Here is a 23,929-nt window from a genome sequence, read left to right as displayed (position 1 = left end):
AGTCCCGACCGCAACGCGCCAGGCGAGGCAGCCATGAGCAACTATGTCTATCCGCGATTTCCCTATGTCTGCTCGGCGGAGCAGCGCAGCGGCGAGACCCGCCGCCATCCGATCGTCGTGATCGGCGCCGGGCCGATCGGCCTCACCGCGGCGCTCGATGTCGCCGCCCGCGGCCAGCCGGTGGTCGTGCTCGACGACAACGACACCGTCAGCATCGGCTCCCGCGCGGTGTGCTACGCCAAGCGCCCGCTGGAGATCTGGGACCGGCTCGGCTGCGCCGCGCCGATGGTCGAGAAAGGCGTGAGCTGGAACATCGGCAAGGTGTTCTTCCGCGACCAGCTCTCCTATCAGTTCGACCTGCTGCCCGAGCCCGACCATCGCTGGCCGGCGATGATCAACCTGCAGCAATACTATCTGGAGGAGATCCTGGTCGACGCCTGCAGCAGGAGCCCGCTGGTCGATCTGCGCTGGAAGCATCGCCTCGTCAGCCTGAAGCAGAGCGAGGATTGCGCGCAGCTCGCGGTGGAGACGCCCGACGGCATCTTCACCATGGAGGCGCAATGGGTGATCGCCTGCGACGGCGCCAATTCCGACACCCGCCGGATGGTCGGCGCCGAGTTCACCGGCCAGTTCTTCCAGGACCGCTTCCTGATCGCCGACGTCAGGATGAAGGCGGACTTCCCCACCGAGCGCTGGTTCTGGTTCGACCCGCCGTTCCATCCGGGACAGTCGGTGCTGCTGCATCGCCAATCGGACAACATCTGGCGCATCGACTTCCAGCTCGGCTGGGACGCCAATCCGGACGAGGAGAAGAAGCCCGAGCGCGTGATCCCGCGCATCCGGGCGATGCTCGGCGAGACCGCCGAGTTCGAGCTCGAATGGGTGTCGATCTATCAGTTCGCCTGCCGGAGGATCGACAATTTCCGCCGGGGACGCGTGCTGTTCGCCGGCGACGCAGCGCACCAGGTGTCGCCGTTCGGCGCCCGCGGCGCCAACACCGGCGTGCAGGACATCGACAACCTCGCCTGGAAGCTGGCAATGGTGCTGCGCGGCGAGGCGCCGGAGATCCTGATCGACAGCTATCACGAGGAACGCGCTTACGCGGCCGACGACAACATCCTGAACTCGACGCGGGCGACCGACTTCATCACGCCGAAGACACAAGCGAGCCGCACCTTCCGCGACGCCGTGCTCGACCTCGCGCAGCACCACAGCTTTGCGCGGCCGCTGGTCAACAGCGGCCGGCTGTCGACGCCGACGCCCTATGCCGCATCGTCCCTGAACACGCCTGACGGCGGCAGCGTACCCGGCGCGATGACGCCAGGTATCAATGCCGCGGACGCGCCGGTGATGGTCGCGGGCGAGCCCGGCTGGTTCCTGAACTGCCTCGGCTCGGGCTTCACGGTTGTCACCTTCGACAACGCCGTCACCGCCGAGCAGCTCAGCATCGACGGCATCACGGCGCGGGTGCTCGTCGTCGGCCGCGACCTCGCCGATCCCAAGGGCCTGCTCGCGGCACGATACGGCGCCTCGCCCGGCACGACCTATCTGTTCCGCCCCGATCAATATGTCAGCGCCCGCTGGCCGCAGTTCGACGGGGACGCGATCACGGATGCGGTCCGGCGCGCCTGCGGCAGGCGCCCCGCGGCCCAGCAGGAGCTTGCAGCATGAGCCTCACCCTCACCCCGAACATTCGCGATCCCGACGACTTCTATGCCGAGCTGATCGGTGGCCAGCGCGACCTCAGCGAGGACGAGGCCCTGCGCATGAACGCCAGACTCGTGCTGCTGCTCGCCAACCATATCGGCGACCGCGCGATCCTGAGCGAGGCGATCCGGCTGGCGAGGTCGCCCGGCGGCTGACCGCATCAATTCTTGTTCGACTTTCGGCGCGGTTTTGATCCCGATCAAAGCCGCGCGTGCGCGTTCTCTGGCAGGAAAAGAGACCCGCAGGCGGCTCACTCGCCGGCACAGGATTGGCGTGTTCGTGCTCATATCGCCTCCCGATCCGCTCCCGGTCGGTTTCATTGTGACAACATCATAATGTCACGCCACCTTCACTGAGGCCCTCTACGTCTTCGCCTCGTTCCACAACGGCACGGGGATTCGCATGTCGCGCTACTACAAGACGCTGCAGACGCAGCGCTTCGACGACTATCGCTACTATCATCAGAGCCGGATCAATCAGACGCTGCACCTGATCAGCGCCGTGATCTTCCTCGTGTGCTATGCGCTGCTGTTCAAGGATCCGGCGATGGCCGGCCTGGTCGGCTGGCTGGCGATGCTGACGCGGCAGACCGGGCATTTCTTCTTCGAGCCGAACGGCTATGACCACGTCAACGGCGTCAGCAACGACTACAAGGAGGCGGTCAAGGTCGGCTACAATCAGACCCGCAAGATCGTGCTGCTGACGGTGTGGGGCCTGGTGCCGGTGGCGCTGTTCGCGTTTCCGACGCTGTTCGGCCTGTTCGCCGAGCCGGCCGGCCGGATGGACTTCGTCCGCCACGTCGGCCTGCTCTGGCTCGCGGTCGGCATCGGCGGCGGTCTGTTTCGCGTCATCCAGCTGTTTGCGACGCAGGATGTCCCGACCGGCCTGATCTGGGCCTTCAAGGTGCTGACCGACCCGTTCCACAACATCGCGCTGTACTGGAAGTCGCCGCTGGCGCTGCTGCGTGGCGAGTTGATCGATCCGACCATCAAGGACGCCTCGCATTGGGGCGCCGCCGAGGACGAGGCCGAAGAAGCCGCGCATCTCACCTGATCGCGAGTTCCCGCCGCGGGACCGTCCCGCGGCGGGCGTCGTCGGAGTGACGGGCTTCAACACCATGGAACGACTCTCCTGCTGCGCCGTTGCGGGCTTAGTGCTGGTGGCCTTCAGGAGCTTTCCATGTGTGACTACAGCCTCCATACTGTTGCTTCCCGTGACGCCAAGACTGCCGACGTGCTGGTCTCCTGTCGCTTTCCCGGCACGGAGACCCGCGGCTTCTGCACCAAGGACGATCCGCTGACCGCGGTGTGCCTGCGTCCAGGCACCGAACTCGCCTTCGAGGGCGACGTGCGGATCAAGGGCTTGTTCTTCCGCCGCAAGGTCGGGGCGCATCTCGCCCGCTTCCGCCAGGTCGACACCAACAAGCCGACCGAACATCACGATGCGCTCGAATTCTCCAATGGCCGGATCGTCAAGGTCACCGACCTGGCCACCGGCCAGCGCGCCCGCGTGCTGCAGATGCCGGCCGACCCGGCCGCCCGGCGGACGACCGCGCCGCTCACGATCGAGCTGCGGGCGACGCAGCTCTGAAGACGTCGACAGGGCCGGCGTCAGCGCCGAGGCGGCGCTGACGTCGGGCATGACCGGCTGAAGACAATGCGCGTCGTCGAAGGCTGCGCGCGCGCCCCCTGATGTCATCCTGAACATGTGATCTTGCATGCGTGCTCGCGATCCCGCGGCACGATCGGTGCCCGGGTGATGCGGCCGTCAGCCCTCTCGACGAGAGGGCGCGGGGAAGGCCGGGTGCTGACCGCGGCCCATGGCCCGCCTGCAACAAGAAAGCAGGCGGCAGTCACCACAGGTCGGGCCTGACAACCGGCCTCCCCCGCGCGATCGGTTTTAACGGTGTCCTTCGTGCTCTCCCTGGGGATCGGCGTTCTTGCCCCCATCGCCCGCCCCGAGCCGTCACAGCATCGAAAGCGGACTTGACCTCAGCGTCGAGAGGCCAGGACCACACGACTTCGCCGTCCGTGACCGCGAGCGCTCGTCTGGCGCCGCCGTCACGTCCATCGCAGCCCACCTCCACGTTCGTGACGACGCGTACGTCCCTCTGCACGAGGCGGGATGGAGGGACATAAACATGATTTCTGAAAAATAGCAAGAGGAATTTCGCGAAATCCGCAGAGCGATCGGTCTGCGGCGGTGCGCTCCCCTTCCCCTTGCGGGGAGGGGAGAGGAGAGAGCGGTAGTGTCGGCGGAAAACGCTGGCGCGCTGCAACGCGGAACGCTGGGGTCAATCAATCCGGCAGATTCGTAAATTTCGGACGCCAGACGCCCAGGATCACGTTCACGGTGGCGACGCCGAGCATGACCCAGATGGCGCCCTGCTCGGTGCCGAAGTTGGGCGCAAGCGTCGCCGGGTCGATCTGGCCGGCGACGGCGCGGGCGGCCTCCTCGGCCGCCTCCTGCATCGGACCCTGCACGGCGGCAAAACCCCATTCGAAGACCAGGATGCCGGAGGCCAGCTTGGCAAGCGCCCAGCCGGCGCTATGCAGCGCGCGGTTGATCGCGATCGCGAGCAGGCCGGCGATCAGGGTCAGGCCGAGCGAGGGGAAGAACACGTAACGCACGATGGCGCCCATCGCGGCGCGCATCTCGGCGTAATGCGACAGCGACACCGGCGGCTGCGGGATCAGGCCGAGCAGCACGACGAGGCAGGCCATCGCGCCCATCATGCCGATCGCGCCCATCGTGTGCAGGAACTTCATCAACCGTCGCATGGCATTCCCCGACGTCGTGAAGATGATATCTCGTCCAGCAAGGCTCGCTGCCCCTGCCAGGTCAAGCCACGCTGCATGCGCGGGCTGCCGTCACCCATACGATCAAGACCGGCCATCGGATCACGCATCGGGACGAGCGCCTGTCTCTACCAGTGCCGCGTACCCGGCCCGCCCTTGAACGGTCCGACGACGCGGGAGGTGATCCAGCCGCCGTAGAAATCGCCCTCCTGCGCGGCAACGCGCTCGTCGCCGACGAAGCAGGCCTCGACCCGAGAGGCATAGAACGCAAGATGGCCCGCGATCGGCGCGAACGGCGCTGTCGGCTGCTCGTAGCTCCAGGCCGCCTGCTCGGACACGCGGCCGCCGACCTCCAGCGTCCAGTAGCCGGCGACGCCCTTGAACTCGCAGAACGACCCGCCGGGCGCGCGCCGCAGCAACTGCATCGCGACATCCTGCGATGGGATATAGTAGACGGGCGGATGGCTGGTCTCGAGCACGCGATAGCCGTCCTGCGTGTCGGCGATGGTGACGCCGGCGAATGCGACGCGCAGCCGCGCCGTGCAGCGCTCCAGCCGCGGCGGCCGCGGATAGTCCCACACCGATTCCTGTCCCGGCCCCGGCACGATGCGCTGCATGTCCCTTCTCCGTCATGGCGCCGCCGCCGCGCGTAGCGACCGGCCAGCGCAAGGCAACGGCCCAAGGGAGGCAGAGGATCACCGTAGACTGATGGGGAGCGGCGGCTGTCGTTCCGGCTTCACGACGGTGAAGCCGCCGGCGGAGCGGGCCCAGGCTCCTGCGCGGTTTTGCCGTTGTGCAGCCCGATGCGGAACAGTTGGATGTAGCTACCGAGATAGAGCGGCGAGAGGCCGGCGACCGGCTGCTCCGGGACCGGCGGGTCGAGCAGCAGGACAGCATCGAAGTTCGAGCGCCAGCCGGCCAGATAGCGCGCGAGCGGCAACACGTCGGCGGGCGGCGTGTCCGGCTGCAGCCAGCGCCACGCGGCGGGCTCGGCCAGCGGCTGCGCGAGACGCGCGAAAGAGGGACGCACCGTGACGGGCTGCTGGTTCGGATGGGCGAACATCAGCGGCCAGAACGCCCGCCGCTCGATCACGAGCAGCGCCGCCATATGGGAATCGACATAACGGAAGCCGGGCAGGATGCGCTCGCGCCGGCTGGAGACGGGCTGCTCGTGGCCATGCGCGGCGATGACGCGCGCGCCGGGCTGCACATGCGCGATCGCCGCGCGCAGTTCGGCGAGGTCGACTCGGTGATCGATCCAGGCCGATGCGATATCCGCGGTCCGAACCAGCATCAGCCCTGCGAGGACGATGCCGACGAGCGCCGCCTTCCTGCCGGACACGACCGGATGCAGGCCGGCGAACAGCAGCAGGCCGCCCATCGCGGCAAAGCGCATGTCGATCAGCGTTCCTCCCAGCGCCGTCCAGGGCGCCGCGACGAAGGCCGTGAACAGCGCCGCCAGCGCCAGCGGAATGCCCGGCGCGATGACGAGCTGGCGCCGGACGAGAACCAGCACCGACATCACCACGACGGTCGTGATGATCGTCAGCTCGGCGCTGGTGGTCAGGAACGGCGTCATGATGCGCCACAGCTTCGGCGGTCCGTCCCAGTCGCCGAGTTGCAACCCTCCCTCGCCCAGCGGACAGAGCCCATAGAGCAGCACGGCCGGGCTGAGCGTGAGTCCGAGCGCACAGGCCGCGACCGCCAGCTCCCGCGTCAGGACCGCCGACCGGCGCAGCCGCCACAGCCGATCGGCCTCTCCGGCGCCGATCAGGACCGCGAAGAACAGCAAGCCGAAGATGTGGCAGAGGAAGGCAGCCGACGCAGTGATGGCCCCCCAGGCGATCGCCGGCAGCCAGCCGCCCCGACGGCGCAGCGCCACCCAGCCGGCGGCGCCGCCGAGGGCAAGACCGAGCGAGAGCTGGAAATTCATGAAGCCGAGCAGGAAGACGCCGTCATAGGCGACGATGCCGGCCGCCAGCGGCCATAAGGACAGCCGGCCGAACACCGCGCGGTGATAGGCGATGACCCCGAGGAGCGGCGCGAACAGGCTGAGCGCGAGCAGGATGCGGCCGCCGACATGAACGTCGGTGATGCGCAGCAGCGCGACGCCGATCACGTCCATGCCGAGATTGGGCAGGATGCGCCAGTTCGGCGCGTACATCTGCGACAGCACGGGATCGTCGGGATGCGCCAGCACGAACAGCCGCGCGAGGTGGTTCGGATAGTCGAGCACCGGCGGGACATCGACCAACAGAAACGGCACCGCGAGCACGATGGCGAGCACCAGCGCCAGCAGGATCCAGCGCCAGGGCAGCTCGCCGGCGCTGGAGGCGGACACGGGAGGATGGGGGACTGATCGGAAGTCTGAATGCACGAGGAGGCTGGCCGGCGCGATGGCGCCAGTCGCCGGCGAGCACGATGGCAAATGCATTGAGGTACCCCATTCCGCCCGGGATACTTCGATACCATCCGACCAAAGACTGCAAGATGTCCTGAGGCAACCTTCTGGTTGTGCCTAATGCTCCGTTACTTTACGGGGATTCCGCGAAACCGTCGGCTCAAGCGATCGCCTGGAGATAGCGCCGCACCGAGCGATCGAACGCCGCCTTGGCATCGTCGGCGATGTTCTTCTGCCACCAGGCGCCGTAGATCCGATCGAACGCGAGCGGCGCGACCGCATCGGCGATGCGGCGCACGGCGGCGGCGCCGAGCGGGATGTAGTTCGGATAGGAGTACATGAAGCTGACATGGCGACGATCCATCGCCACCATGGCGATGTCGCCGGTCAACAGCGCACCCCTGCCCTCGGCTCCCTTCCGCCAATGCAGGATGGTGGCGCCGGCGAAATGCCCGCCGGTCCGCAGCAGCACGACGTCGTCCGAGAGCGCGAGGCGGTCGCCGGTCCACGGCACGATCGCAGGATGCGGACGGGTGACGAAGGCCGCGTCGTCGCCGTGCAGATAGACCGGCGCATTGCCGAACGCGGCGCTCCAATCGGCGACCGCGCCATAATAGTGCGGATGCGACACGGCGATGGCCTTCAGCCCGCCCAGCGAGCGGACATGGGCAATGGCCGCATCCGTCGCCAGCGGAATGCAGTCCCACATCACGCAGCCTTCCGGCTCGGGAACGAGCAGCGCGCGCTGACCGATCGCGAAGCCCGGCTCCAGAGCAAGGCCGGTGAGGCCGTCATCCTCGCGCCAGGCGACCTGATGCCGTTCGGCGAGGTCGTCGCGGCTGAGGAAGCTCTGTCCCGTCCAGTTCACATATTGCCGCTCGTCCTCGCAGACGACGCAATGGCCGGGCGGTGCTGGCGTATCGGGAAACTGCGCGCCGCATTGAAAGCAGGTCCAGAGAGGCATGGATCACCGGTCGTCCGGGTTGGGAATGCCAAGGATAGCATGCGGGCCATCTCGGAACACCGTCGCGCGCGGCTTCGTGATTGCCTAGTGTCGCCGGACCGCACCAGAGGAGTTCTCGACATGCCGACCCGGCTGCGCCGCGCCTACGTTCATCGCCTGCCGATGCGGAGCCCGGACGATGTCGGCGCGCTCGAGGCCGGGATCGCGCAAGGCGCGATCGATCCCGCAGGGATCATCGCCATTCTCGGCAAGACCGAGGGCAATGGCTGCGTCAACGACTTCACCCGCGCCTTCGCCGTGCGCTCGCTGGAGGCGCTGCTCGGCCGATATCTTGCGGCGGACGCCGTGCGGCAGATCGCGATGGTGATGTCCGGCGGCACCGAGGGCGCGCTGTCGCCGCACATGATCGTGTTCGAGGCACGCGACGGCGGGGACGCCGCAGAGCCACGCGATGTCCCGACATCGCTGGCGCTGGGGCGCGCGCGCACGCCGGTGCTGGCGGGCGAGCATCTCGGCCGCATGCAGCAGGTCGAGCTCGTGGCCGCCGGCGTGCGCGCGGCAATGGCCGACGCCGGCATCGGCGATCCCGCCGACGTCCATTACGTGCAGGTGAAATGCCCGCTGCTGACGATGGAGCGCATCGAGGCGGTCGAGGCCCGGGGACAGCGCACCGCCGTGCGCGATACGCTGAAGTCGATGGGCTTTTCGCGCGGCGCCTCGGCGCTCGGGGTCGCCGTCGCGCTCGGCGAGCTCGCCGCCGGCGATCTGTCCGATGCGACGATCTGCGCCGATGTCTCGCGCTACAGCGGGCGCGCCGCCACCTCGGGCGGCGTCGAGCTGCTCGACCACGAGATCATGGTGGCCGGCATGTCGGCCAGGTGGAGCGGGCCGCTCGCGATCGATCATGCCGTCATGGGCGATGCCATCGACATCGAGCCGGCGCGGCAGGCGCTCGCCCGGCTCGGCCTGAACGTGACGGGCCAGGTGCCGGCGGCCGATCGCAGCCGCATCGCCGCGGTGCTCGCCAAGGCGGAGGCGGCGCAGAGCGGCCGGCTGCGCGGCCAGCGGCATACCATGCTCGACGACAGCGACGTCTCCTCGACCCGCCATGCCCGCGCCTTCGTCGGCGGCGCGCTGGCCGGGCTGTTTGGCTTCACCGACCTGTTCGTCTCGGGCGGCGCTGAGCACCAGGGCCCTGACGGCGGCGGGCCGGTCGCGGTGATCGTCGCGCGCGGCTAGGCCGACGGTATCCAGATCCGGCAGGCGCGGGCTCCTGCGACGTGAGGGGCTCATCGCGGATTCTGCGTGCGACCGGTACTCCGTGACCAACATGTCTATAGATGCGACTGATTATCACATGCATCAGGTATGATCGTCCCAGGCAGGCCACCTGCGCAACCCGTTTTGGTCGAAATTCGAGGACTTGTTGAGAGACATTCGCAACAGGAACGATCCTGCTGCCGAATCCACGAACAAGAATTCAGTCCTCGAGTAACCATTGGGGTGGTTGAGTATGGGTCGAGCCGTCTTTCCAGCAAGCTTGCGCGGGGGCACCGCGTTTCCAGGGGATCCCTCTGCTGACGTATCGGGCGTCAAGATGTCGGCGGTCGCGGGGCTGATCGCCGTCGCCTCGTTCTCCGGCGCCGAGGCGCAGCAGGCGCCCCTGCCCTCTGTCACCGTCGAGGCGCCGGCCGCGCGCGCCAAGCCGGCGCCATCGCGGCCGTCGGCCGACCAGGTCCGCGCCCGCAGCGCGCTGCGCCGCGCGGCCCGCCAGCCGCAGCAGCCGCCGGCTCAGACCGGTCCGCAGACGCCGCCCGACGCCAATCCTTACGCGGACGCGGCCGCGCCCTACAAGGTCGACCGCGTCGCCTCGGGCAAGTTCACCGAGAAGCTGGTGAACACGCCGAAGACCATCACCGTGATGAGCAAGGAGGTGCTGGAGGACAAGCACGTCACCACCCTGAAGGAGGTCGGCCGCTCGACCGCGGGCGTCACGCTCGGCTCCGGCGAAGGCGGCAACGCGTTCGGCGACCGCTTCTTCATCCGCGGCTTCGACGCCCGCAACGACATCTTCATCGACGGCATCCGCGATCCCGCGGTGTCGGTGCGCGAGAACTTCTTCACCGAGCAGGTCGAGATCCTGCGCGGCCCCGCCTCGGCCTATGCCGGGCGCGGCACCGCGGGAGGCGCCATCAACATCATCACCAAGCAGGCCGGCGACCGCAACTTCACCAATGCGGAGTCGACCCTCGGCACCGACCAGACCAAGCGCGTGACGCTGGACGTCAACCAGACGATCTCGCCGACCTTCTCGGTGCGTACCGGCGGCCTGTTCCAGGATGCCAATGTCGCGGGACGCGACCACGTCACCGACGACCGCTGGGGAGGCTTCATCTCGACGAAGTGGACGCCGACGGACTCGCTGAAGGTCACGACCAACTACGTCCACACCGACCTATCCGGCTATCCGGATTTCGGCGTGCCGTTCTACAAGCAGGGCAACATCCCGGCGACCTCGGCCGGCATCCCGCGCAACAATTGGTACGGCTTCCTCAACCGCGACTTCCAGGCCGCACGGCAGGATTTCGGCACGCTCGCCGGCGAGCTCAAGCTCAGCGACAGCATCACCTTCACCAGCAAGCTGCGCGGCGAGCATTCCGAGCTGAACTACATCGGCACCCTGCCGAATGCGAGCGTGGCGGGAACGGCGAGCCCCGATCCGATCAAATGGTTCTTCAATGCCAGCGCGCAGAGCCGCTATCAGACCGTCGACAACTGGGCCAACCAGAACGACCTCACGTTCAAATACGACACCGGCCCGGTCAAGCACACCACGGTGGTCGGCACCGAGTTCTCCAAGGAGAACATCTCGATCGACCGCTACGCCGGGCTGACCTCGGAGGCGTTCGGCTCGCAGGGCACCACCGGCGGGGGCTTGCAGAACCAGAACATGTTCAGCCCCGCCTACACCAACCTGCCGTTCACGACCGTGCCGTTCCTGACCGGCAATCCGACCCGCTACGACGTCGACAGCAAGAGCGCCTATGTGATCGACACCGCGAACTGGCGCGACACCCTCATCCTCACCGGCGGCCTGCGCTATGACGGCTACGCGATGCGCTCGTCGAACAACACCGCCTCGGCGACCGTCGACTCCGACCTGATCAACTACAATCTCGGTCTCGTCTACAAGCCGCTGCCGATCGGCAGCCTCTATGCGGCCTACGCGACCTCCGCCAATCCGTTCGGCTCCGAGCTCGACGGCACCGCCACCGACTACGGCGGCATTCCGCCGAACAGCACCATCATCCTCGGGCCGGAGCGCAACAAGGGCGCCGAGATCGGCACCAAATGGGAGCTGGTCGACCGCCATCTGCTGGTGACCGGCGCGCTGTTCCAGACGGTGAAGGAGAACGCCCGCGAGACCGTCAACGGCCTTCTGACCTCGGGCGCGGCCTATCGCATCCAGGGCATCGACATCGAGGCCGAAGGCAAGCTCACCGACCGCTGGAGCATCTTCGGCGGCCTGGTGCTGATGCAGTCCAAGGTGACGCAGAGCGGCGTCGCGTCCAATACCGGACTGCAGCTCGCCAACATCGCGCACCAGTCGCTGAGCGTGCTCACCAAGTACAAGTTCGACGACGGCTGGGAGATCGGCGGCCAGGCCGTGTACCGCTCGAAGGTGTTCGGCGGCACGTTCGCGGCCAACACCGGCAACGAGCTACCGAGCTACTGGCGGTTCGATGCGTTCGTGGAGAAGCAGATCGACAAGAACTGGAGCATGAAGGTCTATGCCCAGAACATCACCAACCAGCTTTATTACGACACCTTCTACCGCAGCAACGTGCCGTTCACCCAGGTCGCTCCCGGCCGGGCCTTCTACCTGATCACCACGGCGAAGTTCTAAAGCCGCACGCGTCCTGGTCAGGAAACAGATTGGCCAGATTCCCGCCGCATCTCGCGATGCGGCGGGGAGCAGCTCGCGCGGAAGATCGACCGAACTGCTCGTCAACCGCACGATTCACGTCGCCAGACGAGGTGAAAGGCGATCAATTCTCCCATCAGCAATTGAATGATGGAGATCAGTTCAACCAAGGGGTTTCAACTGTTGCCTCGCGGCGACAGTTTGCGAACAACTCTCATTTTCAGAAATGGATGGAAACTTTTCGCATTCCGGCCACCGGCGGAACCAGCTTTGGACCGCTTTCCCCCGCTTCTTGACTTGCATTCGCAACAGGCGCGCGCCGGTTGCGGGCGTTCAAACGAACCCAAGTCAGAGTTTTGCGTAACGAATGGGGTGGTCGAGTATGGGTAAGGCAATCTTTCCAAGGAGCTTGCGAGGGGCAAGCGGGCACGAGTGGGAGCCATCTCCCGAGATTTCCGGCGTGAAAGTCTCGGCCGTCGCGAGCCTGATCGCGGTTGCCTCGTTCTCCAGTGCCGAAGCCCAGCAGGCGCCGCTGCCGTCCGTCACCGTCGAAGCCCCGGTGGCACGTCCCAAGCCGGCCGCCTCGCGCCCGACCGCGGACCAGGTCCGCGCCCGCGACGCGATGCGCCGCGCCGCCCGCCAGCAACCACAGCAGCAGGCCGCGGCGCCGAAGAGCAATCTGCCGCCCGACCGCAACCCCTATTCCAGCCCCGCCTCCGACTACAAGGGCGAGCGGCTGCAGGCCTCCGGCAAGTTTCCGGAGAAGCTGCTCAACACGCCGAAGACCGTGACGGTGCTGAGCAAGGAGATCCTGGCCGACAAGAACTCCACCAGCCTCAAATCCGCCGTGCTCTCCACCGCCGGCGTGACGCTCGGCACCGGCGAAGGCGGCAACGCGTTCGGCGACCGCTTCTTCATCCGCGGCTTCGACGCCCGCAACGACGTCTTCATCGACGGCGTGCGCGACGCCGGCGTTTCGGTGCGCGAGAACTTCTTCACCGAGCAGGTCGAGATCCTGCGCGGCCCGAACTCGTCCTTCGCCGGCCGCGGCACCACCGGCGGCGCGATCAACATCGTGACAAAGCAGGCCACGACCGAGAACAGCTTCTACAACATGGACACCACGCTCGGCACCGACAGGACCAAGCGCGTGGTGATCGACGTCAACCAGAAGATCACGCCGACCTTCGCTACCCGCGTCGGCGGCCTGTTCCAGGATGCCGGCGTCGCCGGCCGCGACTACGTCACCGACAACCGCAACGGCGGATTCATCGCCACCAAGTGGACGCCGCTCGACACCGTAACGCTGTCCGCCAACTACATCCACAACGAGGTGACGGGACGTCCGGACTTCGGCGTGCCGTACTATCGGCCGAGCACGCTCACCGCCGGCGCGCCGTTCCCTGAGGTCGGCGCGCCGCGCAACGCCTGGTACGGCTTCGTCAACCGCGACTTCTCGCGCGTCGGACAGGACATCGGCACGCTCAATGCCGAGGTGAAGGTCACCCCTGACCTGACGATCTCCGACAAGTTCCGGGTGTCGCGCTCGACCCTGAACTATATCGGCACGCTGCCGGAAGGCCCGACGCTCACCAATCCGCTGTCGAACTCGGTGATCCGAGCCAATCCGCAGAGCCGCTTCCAGCAGACCGACGTGCTCGCCAACCAGCTCGAGGCGACCTACAAGTTCGACACCGGCAACTTCAGGCACACCGTGCTCGCCGGCCTCGAGGTCTCGCAGGAAAAGGCGCTCATCAACAGCTACACCGGCCTGACCTCCGAGCAGCAGGGCCTGGCATTCGCGGGCAGCGGTTCGCTGTCGGGCGTGAGCGTGTTCAACCCGCAGTTCACCAACCTGCCGTTCGGCATTCCGTCGCTCGGACAATTCCCGACCAACGTGAAGATCGATTCGGCGAGCGTCTACGCGCTGGACAGCGTCAACTACCGCGATCTCGTCATCCTCAACGGCGGCGTGCGCTACGACAAATACGACGTCCGGGTCGACGGCTTCGGGACCGTCAACGGCGTCGCCAACACGCCGGGCTCGACCGCGGCCTCCAGCGGCATGCCGAACTTCAACGTCGGCATGACATTGAAGCCGGTGCCCTACGCCAGCTTCTATGCGGCCTACGCCACCTCGTCGAATCCGGTCGGCGCGGAGTTCGATGGTCTCAGCCCGCAATATGGCGGCCTGTCGGCGGTGACCAATGGCGGCGCCAACCAGATCTTCGGGCCCGAGAAGAATACCTCGATCGAGATCGGCACCAAGTGGGAGCTGCTCGACGGCCGTCTGCTGGTCACGGGAGCGCTGTTCCAGACCGAAAAGGAGAACGCCCGCGAGTCGCGCAACATCACCAGCGCCGCGCAGGCCACCGCGGACTGTCCGTATCCGGCGGGCACCGTCGGCTCCGTGCCGTGTCTCTCGGCCGGCGCCGCCTACCGCATCCGCGGCATCGACCTGCAGGCCGGCGGCAAGCTGACCGACAAATGGAGCATCTTCGGCGGCATCGTGCTGATGCAGTCGGAGGTGACGAAGTCGAACATCCCGCCGGCCAACACCGCGCTGTTCACCAGCAATGTCGGCCTGCAGCTCGCCAACACCGCGCACCAGTCGTTCAGCCTGCTGACGAAGTACCAGATCAACGACACCTGGGAGATCGGCGGCCAGGCGGTGTACCGCTCGAAGATCTTCGGCGGCACCTGGCTGGCGGCGAACCAGGGCACCGAGCTGCCGAGCTATTGGCGCTTCGATGCCTTCGCGGAAGCCAAGCTCGACAAGAACTGGACGGCGAAGCTGTTTGTTGCCAACATCTTCGACAAGCTCTACTACGACGCTCTCTATCAGAGTGCCACCCCGTTCGTGCTCGTCGGTCCGGGACGAAGCGCATCGATCGTCCTGTCAGGACGGTTCTGATCGCCCGTCCAAGCCGGGGCACACGTCAAGTGATGAGTTCATGCTGATCTGTGTCCCCGGAATTCTGAGCAAAGACGATGTGGCGGATTTCCGCCGCATCATGGACTCCAGCGACTGGGAGGACGGCCGCTCGACGGCCGGCGCCCAGTCGGCCATGGTCAAGCGCAACGAGCAGCTGCCGCCCGACAGCGAGGTGGCGCGCAAGCTCGGCCACCGCATCATCTCGGCGATGACCGCCAATCCCCGCTTTCTCGCCGCCGCGATCCCGCAGCAGATCTTCCCGCCGCTGTTCAACCGCTACAGCGCGGAGTCGGGCCACCATTTCGGCATCCACGTCGACAACGCGGTCCGCGGCGACAAGCTCACCGGCCTGCGCATTCGCACCGACCTTTCGGTCACGCTGTTCCTCTCCGAGCCGGAGGACTACGACGGCGGCGAGCTGGTGATCGAGGATCTGTACGGCTCGCACGAGGTGAAGCTGCCCGCCGGCGACCTCGTGCTGTACCCCGCCTCGAGCCTGCACATGGTCACGCCGGTGACGCGCGGCGTCCGCGTCGCCTCGTTCTTCTGGCTGCAGAGCATGATCCGCGATCCCCTCGCGCGCAGCATGATCTTCGATCTCGATACGACGATCCAGGGATTGTCGCAGCGGATGGGGCGCGACGATCCGGAGATGGTGCGGCTGACCGGCCTCTATCACAACCTGATCCGCTACTGGGCGGAGAACTGAACGGCCGTCCCCAATCGCGCCGATCACGTTGAGTTCGATCGCCTTCGAGCCGGGTTGCACGAGATGCAGCCCGGCTCATTCGTTCTGGATGGCGACCGCTCGCTGCAGTGCTGTCCTCGGCGCCCGCGATCAACCGCCAGCCGAGCTCACATGCGGCAGCTGTCTCTTCTCAGTTGATCCGCGTCTTGGACTTCCGCCAGATCGCCACCAGCGTTCCGCGATTCTCCATGCCGGAGAGCTCGTGCGCTTCGCGAACTACGGCCATTCCTTGCGGCCGACATCGACGTTGATCACAACGAAGCGAGAGTCGCGCGGCGCACGCAATTTCTCGAACCATGCCGATCTCGGCAGCACTATGATTCGGTCCCGAGGCCTTCTGCCTTGCCGGACGGCATCACAGATGCACGCATAAATCCTCGCGCCCGCCGAACAGGCCCGTCACGCCCGCGTCGACTAATTAGAATTGATGGAAGACCGAACGGCGGCATTTGCGTGACAGGCAGCCGCATTGGCGACGCTGCGCAAGGCGCATCCGCCGCACAGCAGGACTTTCAGGGAGTTAGGACGCGATGCACGCCATCGAGAGCTGTTACGCAGGTCGCACGATTCGATCTTTCGTCTGGCATCGCACCCATGGCGGCGACCTCCGGCGTCGATGTTCCCGCTTTGAGTCGACGCGGCGTCTCAAAACAGCCGGGTTAGGACTGGAAACATTACGGAGCGGTTAACTACCAAGGGGTGTTCAGCAACATGTTCAGGATCGTTCTTCAAGTAGGAGCGGTGATCGCAGCGGTTTCGGCCGGCGCCATGGCGCATGCCGAGCAGCCGGCCACATCGCCGAGACCTGGCCAGGCTGCAACAGCACCGCAGACCACAGCATCAAATCCAGCGAATGCGACCGGAGCAAAGGCCGTTCAGACTGCGACGACAGCCGCCGCCACGCAGACGCCTGCAGTTGCGCCCGTCAACACCGCGGCCGGTGCGCCGGCCGCCGCTGCGCACGCGGCTCCGGCTCAAAGCATGGCACCGAAACCGGTGACGACGGGACAGACATCCACGGCGCCGGCCGTTGCCCAGGCCGCACCCGCGCCGCAGGTCGCCGCGCCCGCGCCCGCCGCCGCGGCTCCGACAACCAGCGGCGTCGCAACGACGGCTGCGCCGGCGCCAGCTCCGGCTGCCGCCACGCCGCAAGCCGCTGCAACGAGCCAGGCTCCGGCAGCCGCCACGAACGACGCCCAGCCGTCGACCGCTGCCGAGACCGTGACTGATGCAGCGGCGGGCGACAAGGCGAAGGATCAGGCAGAGAAGCCGGCGCAAGGCGGTGCGCAGGCGGCATCACACGTGCCGCATGATCTGTCGCCATGGTCGATGTTCCTGGCCGCCGACATTCTCGTGAAGTCGGTCATGATGGGGCTCGCGCTCGCCTCGCTCGCGACCTGGACCGTCTTCATCGCCAAGACCATCGAGTTCTCCATCCTGCGCCGGAAGCTAAGCCGCGCGCTGCGCAAGGTCGACGACGTGCGCTGGCTGTCGGAAGCCAAGCTCGCGCTGGGATCACGGCAGAACGTGCTGACAGCCCTGATCGATGCCGCCATGCACGAAATCAGGATGTCGTCCGAGCTGCCGTCTCACGGCGTCAACGAGCGCGCCGCCTCGAGCTTCTCCGAGATCGTGCGTGCCGAGGGCCGGCGTTGCCGGACCGGCATGGGCCTGCTCGCCACGATCGGCTCGATCTCGCCCTTCGTCGGCCTGTTCGGCACGGTCTGGGGTATCATGAACAGCTTCATCGGCATCTCGAAGTCGCAGACCACCAACCTCGCCGTCGTCGCGCCCGGCATCGCCGAAGCGCTGCTCGCAACCGCCATCGGCCTCGTCGCCGCGATCCCGGCCGTGATCATCTACAATCACTTCACGCGGGTGACGAAAGGCTACATGGAGCTCGTGAACCGGTCATCCGGCGCCACCGCCCGGATGTTGTCGCGCGATCTGGATCGCGGCCAGAGCCACCACAGCAGCCATCACGGCGAGCGCTTCGAGCCGATCCACGTCCACTCAGCGCCTCCGATGGCGCTGGCAGCGGAGTAGCTCCATGGCCGTTTCTCTCTCGGAAGGCGATGGCGACGATGATCTCGGCGAGACCAGTGACATCAATGTCACGCCCTTCATCGACGTGATCCTGGTGCTGCTGATCATCTTCATGGTGGCGGCACCCCTGTCGACGGTCGACGTGCCTGTCGATCTCCCGACATCGACGGCCACGCCGCAGAAGAAGCCGGACAAGCCGATCTATGTCAGCATCAAGCCGGATCTGACACTGTTCGTCGGCGAGGAGCAGGTGAAACGGGCGAGCCTGGTGAGCACCCTCGAACACATCCCCGAGGCAGCGAAGGACAAGTTCATCTTCCTGCGCGCCGACCGGGGCGTGGCGTATGGAGAGCTGATGGACGTGATGGAGCTGCTGCGGACCGGCGGCTATCCGAAGATCAAGCTCGTGACTGTCGAAGGCGTCTCACAGGCCGCCGCCCAGGCTGCACATTGAAACCAGTGAAACGACGGAACTGAAGAATGGTCGAACACAAGTATCAGGGAGCGTCGCGCCGCTTGTGGATCTCAGCCGCGATCGGCGCCCTCATGTTGCACGGTGGCGGCGCCGCGCTCGCGGTCGTCCATCTCAGCGGCAATGACGTGGACGGCGGCCTCGGCGCGGCCGGCGCCGAATTCGCGCTCGAGATAGCCTCGCCCCAGGTCGAGGACAACGATCTTCCGCCGGGTCCCGACAGCGACGCGGCCGAAGCTGCGCCGGAGCAGATGCAGCAGACCGCCGAAGTCAAGGAGTCCGACGCCGTCAAGGACAAGCCGACCGAAACCGAGGAGGAGGCCGATCGGGTCGTCACGCAGAACGAACCCAAGAAGCCGGAGAAGGAGGAACAGCAGCAGGCGACCCAGCAGGCCGAGGCGTCGGTCGCATCTGCCGCGCAGGAGGAATCGGCCCGCAAGGCGCTGGACGAGGCCGCGCCGCCGGCCGAGACGGCCAAGGCCCCCAATCCGGGAATGGGCAAGGACAAGCAGAAGCTGACCAACGATTGGGGCCGCAAGATCAGCGCCTATTTCGAGCTGCACAAGCGCTATCCGGAAGGCAAGAAGCACAATGGCACGGTCAAGGTGGCGCTGGTGCTGAGCCGGGCCGGCAAGGTGGTGTCCGCGTCCGTCATGCAGTCGTGCGGCGACTCGATGTTCGATGATGCCGCGCTGGCGATGATCCGCCGCTCCGACCCTGTGCCTGCACCGCCGTCCGGACTGACGGACGATCAGTTCAGCTTCAGCCTCGACGTGAACTTCAATCAGAAGAAATAGTCGCGGCCGGACTGCCGCGCAGATCCGGACCTGGCAGCGCTCACGTCGTGGGCGCTGCATTTCATTTTGGAGACTGGAGCCGGGCACTCCCGCTGCGCGTCCACCCGTTGCAGGGGAGCTATACTACACGGCGAAGCCAGAGCGGGAAACTCCGGCTTCCAGGCTTGCGGCCTTGCCCGGGGGATGACTGTTGGCTGCGTCACGACAAGAAGCGCGATCTCCAGGCACGTCCTCAGAAGACCACAGATGCCGCGCGCGGGTGCGTGCCGGGCTGCCGATCAGTACTGCACCCGGGCGCCGACCTGCACCACGGTCGCCGACAGATTGTTTTCGCGGAAGTTGGAGCGCGTCTCCTCGCGCCGGACGCTGGCCCTGAGCTGCAGCAGGCGCGAGAACTTGTAGAGCATGCCGAGCTCGACCAGATAGCGGTTGTCGACCCGCGTCGTGCCGGTGAACGCGTCCTCGCCATAGCCGGCGAGGAACGTGCCGATGAGCCAGGGCTCGAACTGATGCTCGACGCCGACGGTGACGTCGCGCTTGAGCACCCCGGAAATGCCGGGCTCGGTAATCTCCACCACCTGCGACTTGGCCCCCAGCGCGATCGCCGTCTCCTTGGCGAACTGCCATGTCAGATTGGCATCGGCAATGAAGCCGTTGACCGGCTTGAGCATCGGATCCTGGTAGCGGCGCGTCAGGTAGCCGACGGCGACGTCGCCGGTCAGCTTGTCGGCGTAGTTGAATGTCACGCCGGCCTCGACCGCCGTCCCGGTGGAGTCGCGGCGGAAGCCTTCGGCATCGACCGCGATGTCGTGAACGCGGCGATCGATGGCGACGTCGACGAAGGGGCGGATCTCCGGCGTCAGATTGTAGGTGATGCGGCTCTGCGAGCCATATTGGACGAAGTTGCGATCGGCATTGCTGACGATCTGGCCGTCGACGAGCGGCGCGTTCTGGAACGCGACGCGGTCGATGGCGGCCTTGGTCGAGACCTCGACCTCCTCGAACCGCTTGGTGACGCCGGCGGAGCCGCCGACGGTGGAGGCCAGCGGAATCCTGGCGAACCGGCCGGCGAAGCGCGGCGTGCCGGGATCATCGGCATCGACGGCAACGTGGCCCTCGCCGTTGAGCGCAAACGTATCGGTGATGTCGTAGCGCCCATTCACCTTGGCGTCGACGGTAGGCCTGCTGAGCTGCCGGAGCTTTGCATAGTCGATGTAGCCGACGCGCACATCGGCGTTGAGCAGATGCCGCTCGAACTGAGAGCGCACGAGCAGGACCGGCGCAACGCTGACGAAGGCCGAGCCCTTGCCCTGCGGTACACGGCCGGGATTGCTGTCGAAGCCCGAGGACATTTCGAACGCAGGCTTCAGGATGAAGTTTCCCACCGTGATGCCCTTGGGCTCATAGGGGTCTTCCTCCATCATCGGCGGCTGCGGCTGATCCTGCGGCTTCTGCCCCTTGTTCACCGGCGGCAGCCGCATCTTGGGCTTGTCGGCCAGAACGGGCGGAATCGGCTGTGCATCCTGTCGCGGAATCGGCGGCAGATTGCGCGGCAGCACGCCGCGCGTCGCCGGCGGCGGACTGACGGCGAACGCCAGCGCGTCAAGGCAGCGATTGGGGACGTTCGTGACCGACAACCGGCCCGGCGTCGACAGGCAGCCACCGACCAGAAGGCCGGCTGACGGTGTGCCGAAGAAGCCATTGCGGACAGGCGCCAGGCGCGGCGCCGGCTCGCGGCGCGCGGCCTGCGGAAGCGCGCCCGCTCCGGCATCGACCGGAGATCGCGGCCGCGGCGGTGGAGCCTCGTCCACCTGGGTGGCCGCCTTGGGCTCCGGCTCGACGCCACCAGGCGAAACGATCACCTGCGGAATGACCAGCGGTCCGTTGCCGTTGGCAGGCCGCGCCGGCTGCCGGCGGCGATTGGGCACGACTACCACCGGCCCCCCGTCGGAGGCTCCGGGATCTGCATAGGCTCTCACCTGGCTGCCCGGAACGACGGTCTCAGCGGACGACGGCGCGGCTCCAAGCAGCGTCACGAGCAGCACGGTGATCGCAACCGTCTCCTCCTGGCACCGTGAGACGTCGCGACCGATGCCACGTCTGGAAGCGACCGTCTCTCGTGCTGCCCGTTCCAAAGAGCCTCGTCTCCGTCGAGTTCGGCAACCTGCGAAGCGCGGCGCCCGCGGCGTGACGCATTCCGGCATCACGGCGCCGCGGGACCGAAGGCCGGATCACTCGATGATCAGCGCGCCCTTGTTGCCCTGATGGAAATCGTCGAAGAATTCGTAGCGTCCCGGCTTCTGCGCCTTGACCTTCACGACGCCTTCCATGTTCGGCTTGATCACCGTTTCGAACTCCAGCGGCTCGCTCTCGAACTCGACCGGCGCGCCATCCAGATTCTTGACCTTGAACACGATCGGCGTGTTGGCCGGCGCCTTCATCTCCGCCGGCTGAAACTTGTTGTCCTTGACCGATATCTCGATGGTCGTCTCAGCCGCTCCTGCCGGCAGCGCGAACGCCGCGATCAACAGCACGGCGGCTCCCGCTGCCTGTCCCTTCCCAAAGAGATTCATGATTTATGTCCCTGTCCCGAATTCACCCGAATGTGCCGAACGTCTTCCGGCGCTCGCCTGCTTCGACGAGTCTCCGACACTTCATAGAACGACTATGAAGTCCCGAATGCGGCAATTTGCCGTGTCGAAATTTGACAACATCGTTGTGTGCGACAAAGCGCGCGAATTTATTAGTTGTTCGGCGTCGAGGCGCCGCGCAGACGCGTCGGCTCGAGCATCGCCGATGCGCGCCGAATGACAATGACGAACATCAGCGGTCTCCGCGGTCGGGAGCAGCACGATCACCTGAGTTCGCAGCTGTGCTGATATGAGACACGACAGGTCATGCAGCGCCGTCGCGCACGCCGCGAACCACACGAGGCTCACGATCGACCGCTTACGCTGCGTACAGCACCTGCATGATTCTCATGCACCGGCTCATCGAGACGAGTACGAGCGAGATGCACGAAGGAACGCGCTCGCACTGGTCTCATGCGGCATGGACCGCAATATGCGTGTGCGCCCATCCAGCTCGAGCCGTGTGCGGACGAGCCTCGCGCGCACCAGAAATGAAATCAGGCGCGGGCCTGCTCGCCCATATCGCCGGCGAGCGCACACGACCGATGCCCGCCGTCTCATCTGCCGACCCCCAGCCGCCTGTCGTGAACGCTGAGGGATCGCGGCATACGCGCAGGCTTCGCGGCGCCGGGCGCCGGATTCACGCGCAGGGGCGGCAGATCGGGGACGACGGATATTTGCTCCTCGTCCGCCACGGGCTCGGGCTCCGGGCTCTGGCGTGCGACGCTGCGCGCCGGCGCGGCGCGCATGATGCCCGGCACGCGCTTGCGTCCCGTGACCATCGCGCGCATCAGGTTCTCCCGCTGCAGCAAGCTCATCCACACCGTGCCGAGCACATGCACGGCGATCAGGGCGATGATGGCATTGGACGACAGCGCATGCGCCTGCTCGATCCAGCCGACGCCGAAGAACCGGACCGAGACCTGCATGACGCCGCTGATGGTCGAGACGATCAGAAGCGCGAGCATCACGACCAGCATCGCGGCCCCCGCCGGGTTCAGCCCGAGATAGCGTCCCGTCTCTCCGCGCAGCATGCCCACGATATACTGAGGCGCCGCCCGCAGCTTGAGGCTGATCCGCGCGAACAGCGAATGACGGCTGCCGATCAGCCCCCAGATCAGCCTGAAGGCGAGAAGACCGATGACGGCATAGCCCGCGAGGCGGTGCAGGCGATCGAAGGTGTTGGGCGTGACGCAGGCGACGAGCACGAAGGCCGCGAGCGACCAGTGCCAGACGCGCAGCGGAAAATCCCAGACCGCCACGGTCCCCGGACGTGAGTTCGCCGGCGTCGGGGAGGCGACGCTCCGCTGCGCCTGGCCTGCGTCACGCATGACCATCAGATCACTTCGCCTTGGTGTGCTTCAGCGCGAGGTCCTCGGGGCTGTAAAACAGCTCATAGAGCTTGCCGCCCTTGACACCGTAAACCTCGTAGCAGGTGCCCTCGATCTTGGTCTGCCGAACCTCGTAGCCCGCGGCCTTCGCCTTCGCCTCGGCTTCGGCGGTGGTCTTCCACGACGCCTTGTCGAGCCTGGTGCAATCCTTGTAGCCGTCGGCGAGCGCCGCGGAGCCCGACGCCAGACCCGCCGCCAAGACCACGCCTAACAGTTTGATGACCTTCATTATGAAATTCCTCCTCGAAGACTGCGCCATCGGCGCCAACAGCGCTCGATGCGCGGACTACAAAGGGGAGGGAGATTTCAACGAAACTTGGACGTCATCGTCCGCGGTGGATGGCCTCGACCACGCAGGCGCGGCTCGAAACGTTCCGCATCCGGCCGCAATGTCGCTGAGATGCGAACTCACATGCGGTCCAGTCAGGATCGAACCATGTCAGCAGGCTACTGATCTCTTCAGGACTCGACCCCGTGCCGGGTTCCCTGCGCGTTGCAACTGATATTGATTCGCAAGGATGTAGCAGCATCGTCGTGAGGCGTATGCGCTTTGCTCCCGCACAAGGCGTGGCCGGCGCGGCGTGCGGGACCACACTCCCGCCCGATTGCCGCTGTGACCATGGTGAGGCGAGAAAGGAACCGACAGCTACAAGGCTGCGACCTTAAGCCTCAGAAAAATTTTCTGAGCATCGCGATCGTTCGCACGACCAGATCGAGATCGGTGGTGGACGATGACGATGCGGCTGCTTGCGAACGGATCTAGCGGCCGTCAAACGCACATCCGTGCGGACAACGGCAAGGCCATCCTGATCCTGGACGCGGGCGATACTCTTGCCGGCACGGACTGCCGACCAGGATGGCGAGTCGCTGCAGGAAAACGACGTCTCGGATGCCTCGGCAACGACGTCCCCGCTTGCGCCGGGATCTGCCATGGACGCGCGTCCGGACGAGCGGCCGTTGCCGGATGGCGGATCGTCCTTGCCGCCATCGCGCGACAGGCGCCGCCCTCAGCGATGGATCCTTGCGGAGCGACCGAGCTTGCGTCCCACGGTCGCGCGCAAGCCGACGCGCATCACGCGCCCGGCCGTTGGGAATCAGGGCTATCGCACTTGACG

The 23,929-nt window shown here is 66.3% G+C and carries 20 protein-coding genes; 12 read left to right on the top strand and 8 right to left on the bottom strand.

Translation table 11 applies throughout. The annotated features are described in order from the left end of the window. The first annotated feature begins 33 nt into the window (after nt 1–33). The 4 genes from QW845_RS16950 to QW845_RS16935 all read left to right on the top strand — a co-directional run bounded on the left by QW845_RS16950 (nt 34) and on the right by QW845_RS16935 (nt 3,297). Nucleotides 34–1,671, top strand: coding sequence for an FAD-dependent oxidoreductase (locus QW845_RS16950; RefSeq protein ID WP_315802693.1), 1,638 nt, complete (start codon nt 34–36; stop codon nt 1,669–1,671). After that, nucleotides 1,668–1,862 carry a DUF2783 domain-containing protein gene (locus tag QW845_RS16945; RefSeq protein WP_315802692.1) on the top strand — a complete coding sequence of 65 codons (195 nt, stop codon included), beginning with the start codon at nt 1,668–1,670 and terminating at the stop codon, nt 1,860–1,862. Before QW845_RS16950 ends, QW845_RS16945 begins: the two co-directional genes overlap by 4 nt. A 247-nt stretch (nt 1,863–2,109) precedes the next feature. Further along, the gene (locus tag QW845_RS16940; RefSeq protein ID WP_315802691.1) at nt 2,110–2,760 is read left to right on the top strand and encodes an Mpo1-like protein; all 651 of its coding nucleotides are present in this window, start codon (nt 2,110–2,112) and stop codon (nt 2,758–2,760) included. A gap of 126 nt (nt 2,761–2,886) precedes the next feature. Continuing rightward, complete coding sequence (locus QW845_RS16935) at nt 2,887–3,297, top strand: hypothetical protein (protein WP_315802690.1); 411 nt, start codon at nt 2,887–2,889, stop codon at nt 3,295–3,297. 707 nt (nt 3,298–4,004) lie between these two features. On the opposite strand, the gene QW845_RS16930 is transcribed toward QW845_RS16935, so the two are convergent. From QW845_RS16930 to QW845_RS16915, 4 genes are all read right to left on the bottom strand, one after another. Continuing rightward, the gene (locus QW845_RS16930) at nt 4,005–4,487 is read right to left on the bottom strand and encodes a hypothetical protein (RefSeq protein WP_315802689.1); all 483 of its coding nucleotides are present in this window, start codon (nt 4,485–4,487) and stop codon (nt 4,005–4,007) included. 146 nt (nt 4,488–4,633) lie between these two features. Then, nucleotides 4,634–5,122, bottom strand: coding sequence for a DUF427 domain-containing protein (locus QW845_RS16925; RefSeq protein ID WP_315802688.1), 489 nt, complete (start codon nt 5,120–5,122; stop codon nt 4,634–4,636). 119 nt (nt 5,123–5,241) lie between these two features. After that, nucleotides 5,242–6,846 carry a hypothetical protein gene (locus QW845_RS16920; protein ID WP_315802687.1) on the bottom strand — a complete coding sequence of 535 codons (1,605 nt, stop codon included), beginning with the start codon at nt 6,844–6,846 and terminating at the stop codon, nt 5,242–5,244. A gap of 220 nt (nt 6,847–7,066) precedes the next feature. After that, on the bottom strand, nt 7,067–7,870 hold the full coding sequence (locus tag QW845_RS16915) for an MBL fold metallo-hydrolase (protein ID WP_315802686.1): 804 nt from the start codon (nt 7,868–7,870) through the stop codon (nt 7,067–7,069). Nucleotides 7,871–7,990: 120 nt separating this feature from the next. Between QW845_RS16915 and QW845_RS16910 the strand changes: the two genes are divergently transcribed. The 8 genes from QW845_RS16910 (at nt 7,991) to QW845_RS16875 (ending at nt 18,793) form a co-directional block, all read left to right on the top strand. After that, nucleotides 7,991–9,109, top strand: a complete 1,119-nt coding sequence (locus tag QW845_RS16910; RefSeq protein WP_315802685.1) for a ring-opening amidohydrolase — start codon at nt 7,991–7,993, stop codon at nt 9,107–9,109. A gap of 274 nt (nt 9,110–9,383) precedes the next feature. Further along, a complete protein-coding gene (locus QW845_RS16905) occupies nt 9,384–11,777 on the top strand; it encodes a TonB-dependent siderophore receptor (RefSeq protein WP_315802684.1) in 2,394 nt (797 codons plus the stop codon). Nucleotides 11,778–11,806: 29 nt separating this feature from the next. Beyond that, the gene (locus QW845_RS16900; protein ID WP_315802683.1) at nt 11,807–12,091 is read left to right on the top strand and encodes a hypothetical protein; all 285 of its coding nucleotides are present in this window, start codon (nt 11,807–11,809) and stop codon (nt 12,089–12,091) included. A gap of 86 nt (nt 12,092–12,177) precedes the next feature. Continuing rightward, nucleotides 12,178–14,709: a TonB-dependent receptor gene (locus tag QW845_RS16895; RefSeq protein WP_315802682.1), complete on the top strand. Its 2,532-nt coding sequence runs from the start codon at nt 12,178–12,180 to the stop codon at nt 14,707–14,709. Nucleotides 14,710–14,749: 40 nt separating this feature from the next. Further along, nucleotides 14,750–15,439, top strand: a complete 690-nt coding sequence (locus QW845_RS16890; RefSeq protein ID WP_315802681.1) for a Fe2+-dependent dioxygenase — start codon at nt 14,750–14,752, stop codon at nt 15,437–15,439. Between the two features lie 1,020 nt (nt 15,440–16,459). Continuing rightward, nucleotides 16,460–17,524 carry a tonB-system energizer ExbB gene (gene exbB, locus QW845_RS16885; protein ID WP_315802680.1) on the top strand — a complete coding sequence of 355 codons (1,065 nt, stop codon included), beginning with the start codon at nt 16,460–16,462 and terminating at the stop codon, nt 17,522–17,524. Between the two features lie 4 nt (nt 17,525–17,528). Beyond that, on the top strand, nt 17,529–17,978 hold the full coding sequence (exbD, locus tag QW845_RS16880) for a TonB system transport protein ExbD (protein WP_315736414.1): 450 nt from the start codon (nt 17,529–17,531) through the stop codon (nt 17,976–17,978). Nucleotides 17,979–18,004: 26 nt separating this feature from the next. Further along, the gene (locus QW845_RS16875; RefSeq protein ID WP_315802679.1) at nt 18,005–18,793 is read left to right on the top strand and encodes an energy transducer TonB; all 789 of its coding nucleotides are present in this window, start codon (nt 18,005–18,007) and stop codon (nt 18,791–18,793) included. A 278-nt stretch (nt 18,794–19,071) separates the two neighbouring features. Here QW845_RS16875 and QW845_RS16870 read toward each other — a convergent pair whose 3' ends face one another. The 4 genes from QW845_RS16870 to QW845_RS16855 all read right to left on the bottom strand — a co-directional run bounded on the left by QW845_RS16870 (nt 19,072) and on the right by QW845_RS16855 (nt 23,043). Continuing rightward, on the bottom strand, nt 19,072–20,928 hold the full coding sequence (locus tag QW845_RS16870) for an outer membrane beta-barrel protein (protein ID WP_315802678.1): 1,857 nt from the start codon (nt 20,926–20,928) through the stop codon (nt 19,072–19,074). A 96-nt stretch (nt 20,929–21,024) separates the two neighbouring features. Continuing rightward, entirely contained in the window at nt 21,025–21,366 is a 342-nt protein-coding gene (locus QW845_RS16865; RefSeq protein WP_315802677.1) for a cupredoxin domain-containing protein, read from the bottom strand. Nucleotides 21,367–21,980: 614 nt separating this feature from the next. Then, a complete protein-coding gene (locus QW845_RS16860; RefSeq protein ID WP_315802869.1) occupies nt 21,981–22,754 on the bottom strand; it encodes a cytochrome b/b6 domain-containing protein in 774 nt (257 codons plus the stop codon). A 10-nt stretch (nt 22,755–22,764) separates the two neighbouring features. Then, the gene (locus tag QW845_RS16855; RefSeq protein WP_315802676.1) at nt 22,765–23,043 is read right to left on the bottom strand and encodes a PepSY domain-containing protein; all 279 of its coding nucleotides are present in this window, start codon (nt 23,041–23,043) and stop codon (nt 22,765–22,767) included. Nucleotides 23,044–23,929 lie beyond the last annotated feature (886 nt).

This window comes from Bradyrhizobium sp. SZCCHNS3002 (assembly GCF_032377435.1).
Taxonomy (GTDB): Bacteria; Pseudomonadota; Alphaproteobacteria; order Rhizobiales; family Xanthobacteraceae; genus Bradyrhizobium.
This window is presented reverse-complemented; position numbering and strand designations above follow the sequence as displayed.

Coding starts and splice junctions, on each gene's coding strand:
- QW845_RS16875 (WP_315802679.1), top strand. CDS start 18,005: ATGGTCGAACACAAGTATCAGGGAGCGTCGCGCCGCTTGTGGATCTCA.
- QW845_RS16935 (WP_315802690.1), top strand. CDS start 2,887: ATGTGTGACTACAGCCTCCATACTGTTGCTTCCCGTGACGCCAAGACT.
- QW845_RS16910 (WP_315802685.1), top strand. CDS start 7,991: ATGCCGACCCGGCTGCGCCGCGCCTACGTTCATCGCCTGCCGATGCGG.
- QW845_RS16945 (WP_315802692.1), top strand. CDS start 1,668: ATGAGCCTCACCCTCACCCCGAACATTCGCGATCCCGACGACTTCTAT.
- QW845_RS16950 (WP_315802693.1), top strand. CDS start 34: ATGAGCAACTATGTCTATCCGCGATTTCCCTATGTCTGCTCGGCGGAG.
- QW845_RS16915 (WP_315802686.1), bottom strand. CDS start 7,870: ATGCCTCTCTGGACCTGCTTTCAATGCGGCGCGCAGTTTCCCGATACG.
- QW845_RS16890 (WP_315802681.1), top strand. CDS start 14,750: ATGCTGATCTGTGTCCCCGGAATTCTGAGCAAAGACGATGTGGCGGAT.
- exbB (WP_315802680.1), top strand. CDS start 16,460: ATGGCACCGAAACCGGTGACGACGGGACAGACATCCACGGCGCCGGCC.
- QW845_RS16865 (WP_315802677.1), bottom strand. CDS start 21,366: ATGAATCTCTTTGGGAAGGGACAGGCAGCGGGAGCCGCCGTGCTGTTG.
- QW845_RS16905 (WP_315802684.1), top strand. CDS start 9,384: ATGGGTCGAGCCGTCTTTCCAGCAAGCTTGCGCGGGGGCACCGCGTTT.
- QW845_RS16930 (WP_315802689.1), bottom strand. CDS start 4,487: ATGCGACGGTTGATGAAGTTCCTGCACACGATGGGCGCGATCGGCATG.
- QW845_RS16925 (WP_315802688.1), bottom strand. CDS start 5,122: ATGCAGCGCATCGTGCCGGGGCCGGGACAGGAATCGGTGTGGGACTAT.
- exbD (WP_315736414.1), top strand. CDS start 17,529: ATGGCCGTTTCTCTCTCGGAAGGCGATGGCGACGATGATCTCGGCGAG.
- QW845_RS16895 (WP_315802682.1), top strand. CDS start 12,178: ATGGGTAAGGCAATCTTTCCAAGGAGCTTGCGAGGGGCAAGCGGGCAC.
- QW845_RS16855 (WP_315802676.1), bottom strand. CDS start 23,043: ATGAAGGTCATCAAACTGTTAGGCGTGGTCTTGGCGGCGGGTCTGGCG.
- QW845_RS16860 (WP_315802869.1), bottom strand. CDS start 22,754: ATGCGTGACGCAGGCCAGGCGCAGCGGAGCGTCGCCTCCCCGACGCCG.
- QW845_RS16940 (WP_315802691.1), top strand. CDS start 2,110: ATGTCGCGCTACTACAAGACGCTGCAGACGCAGCGCTTCGACGACTAT.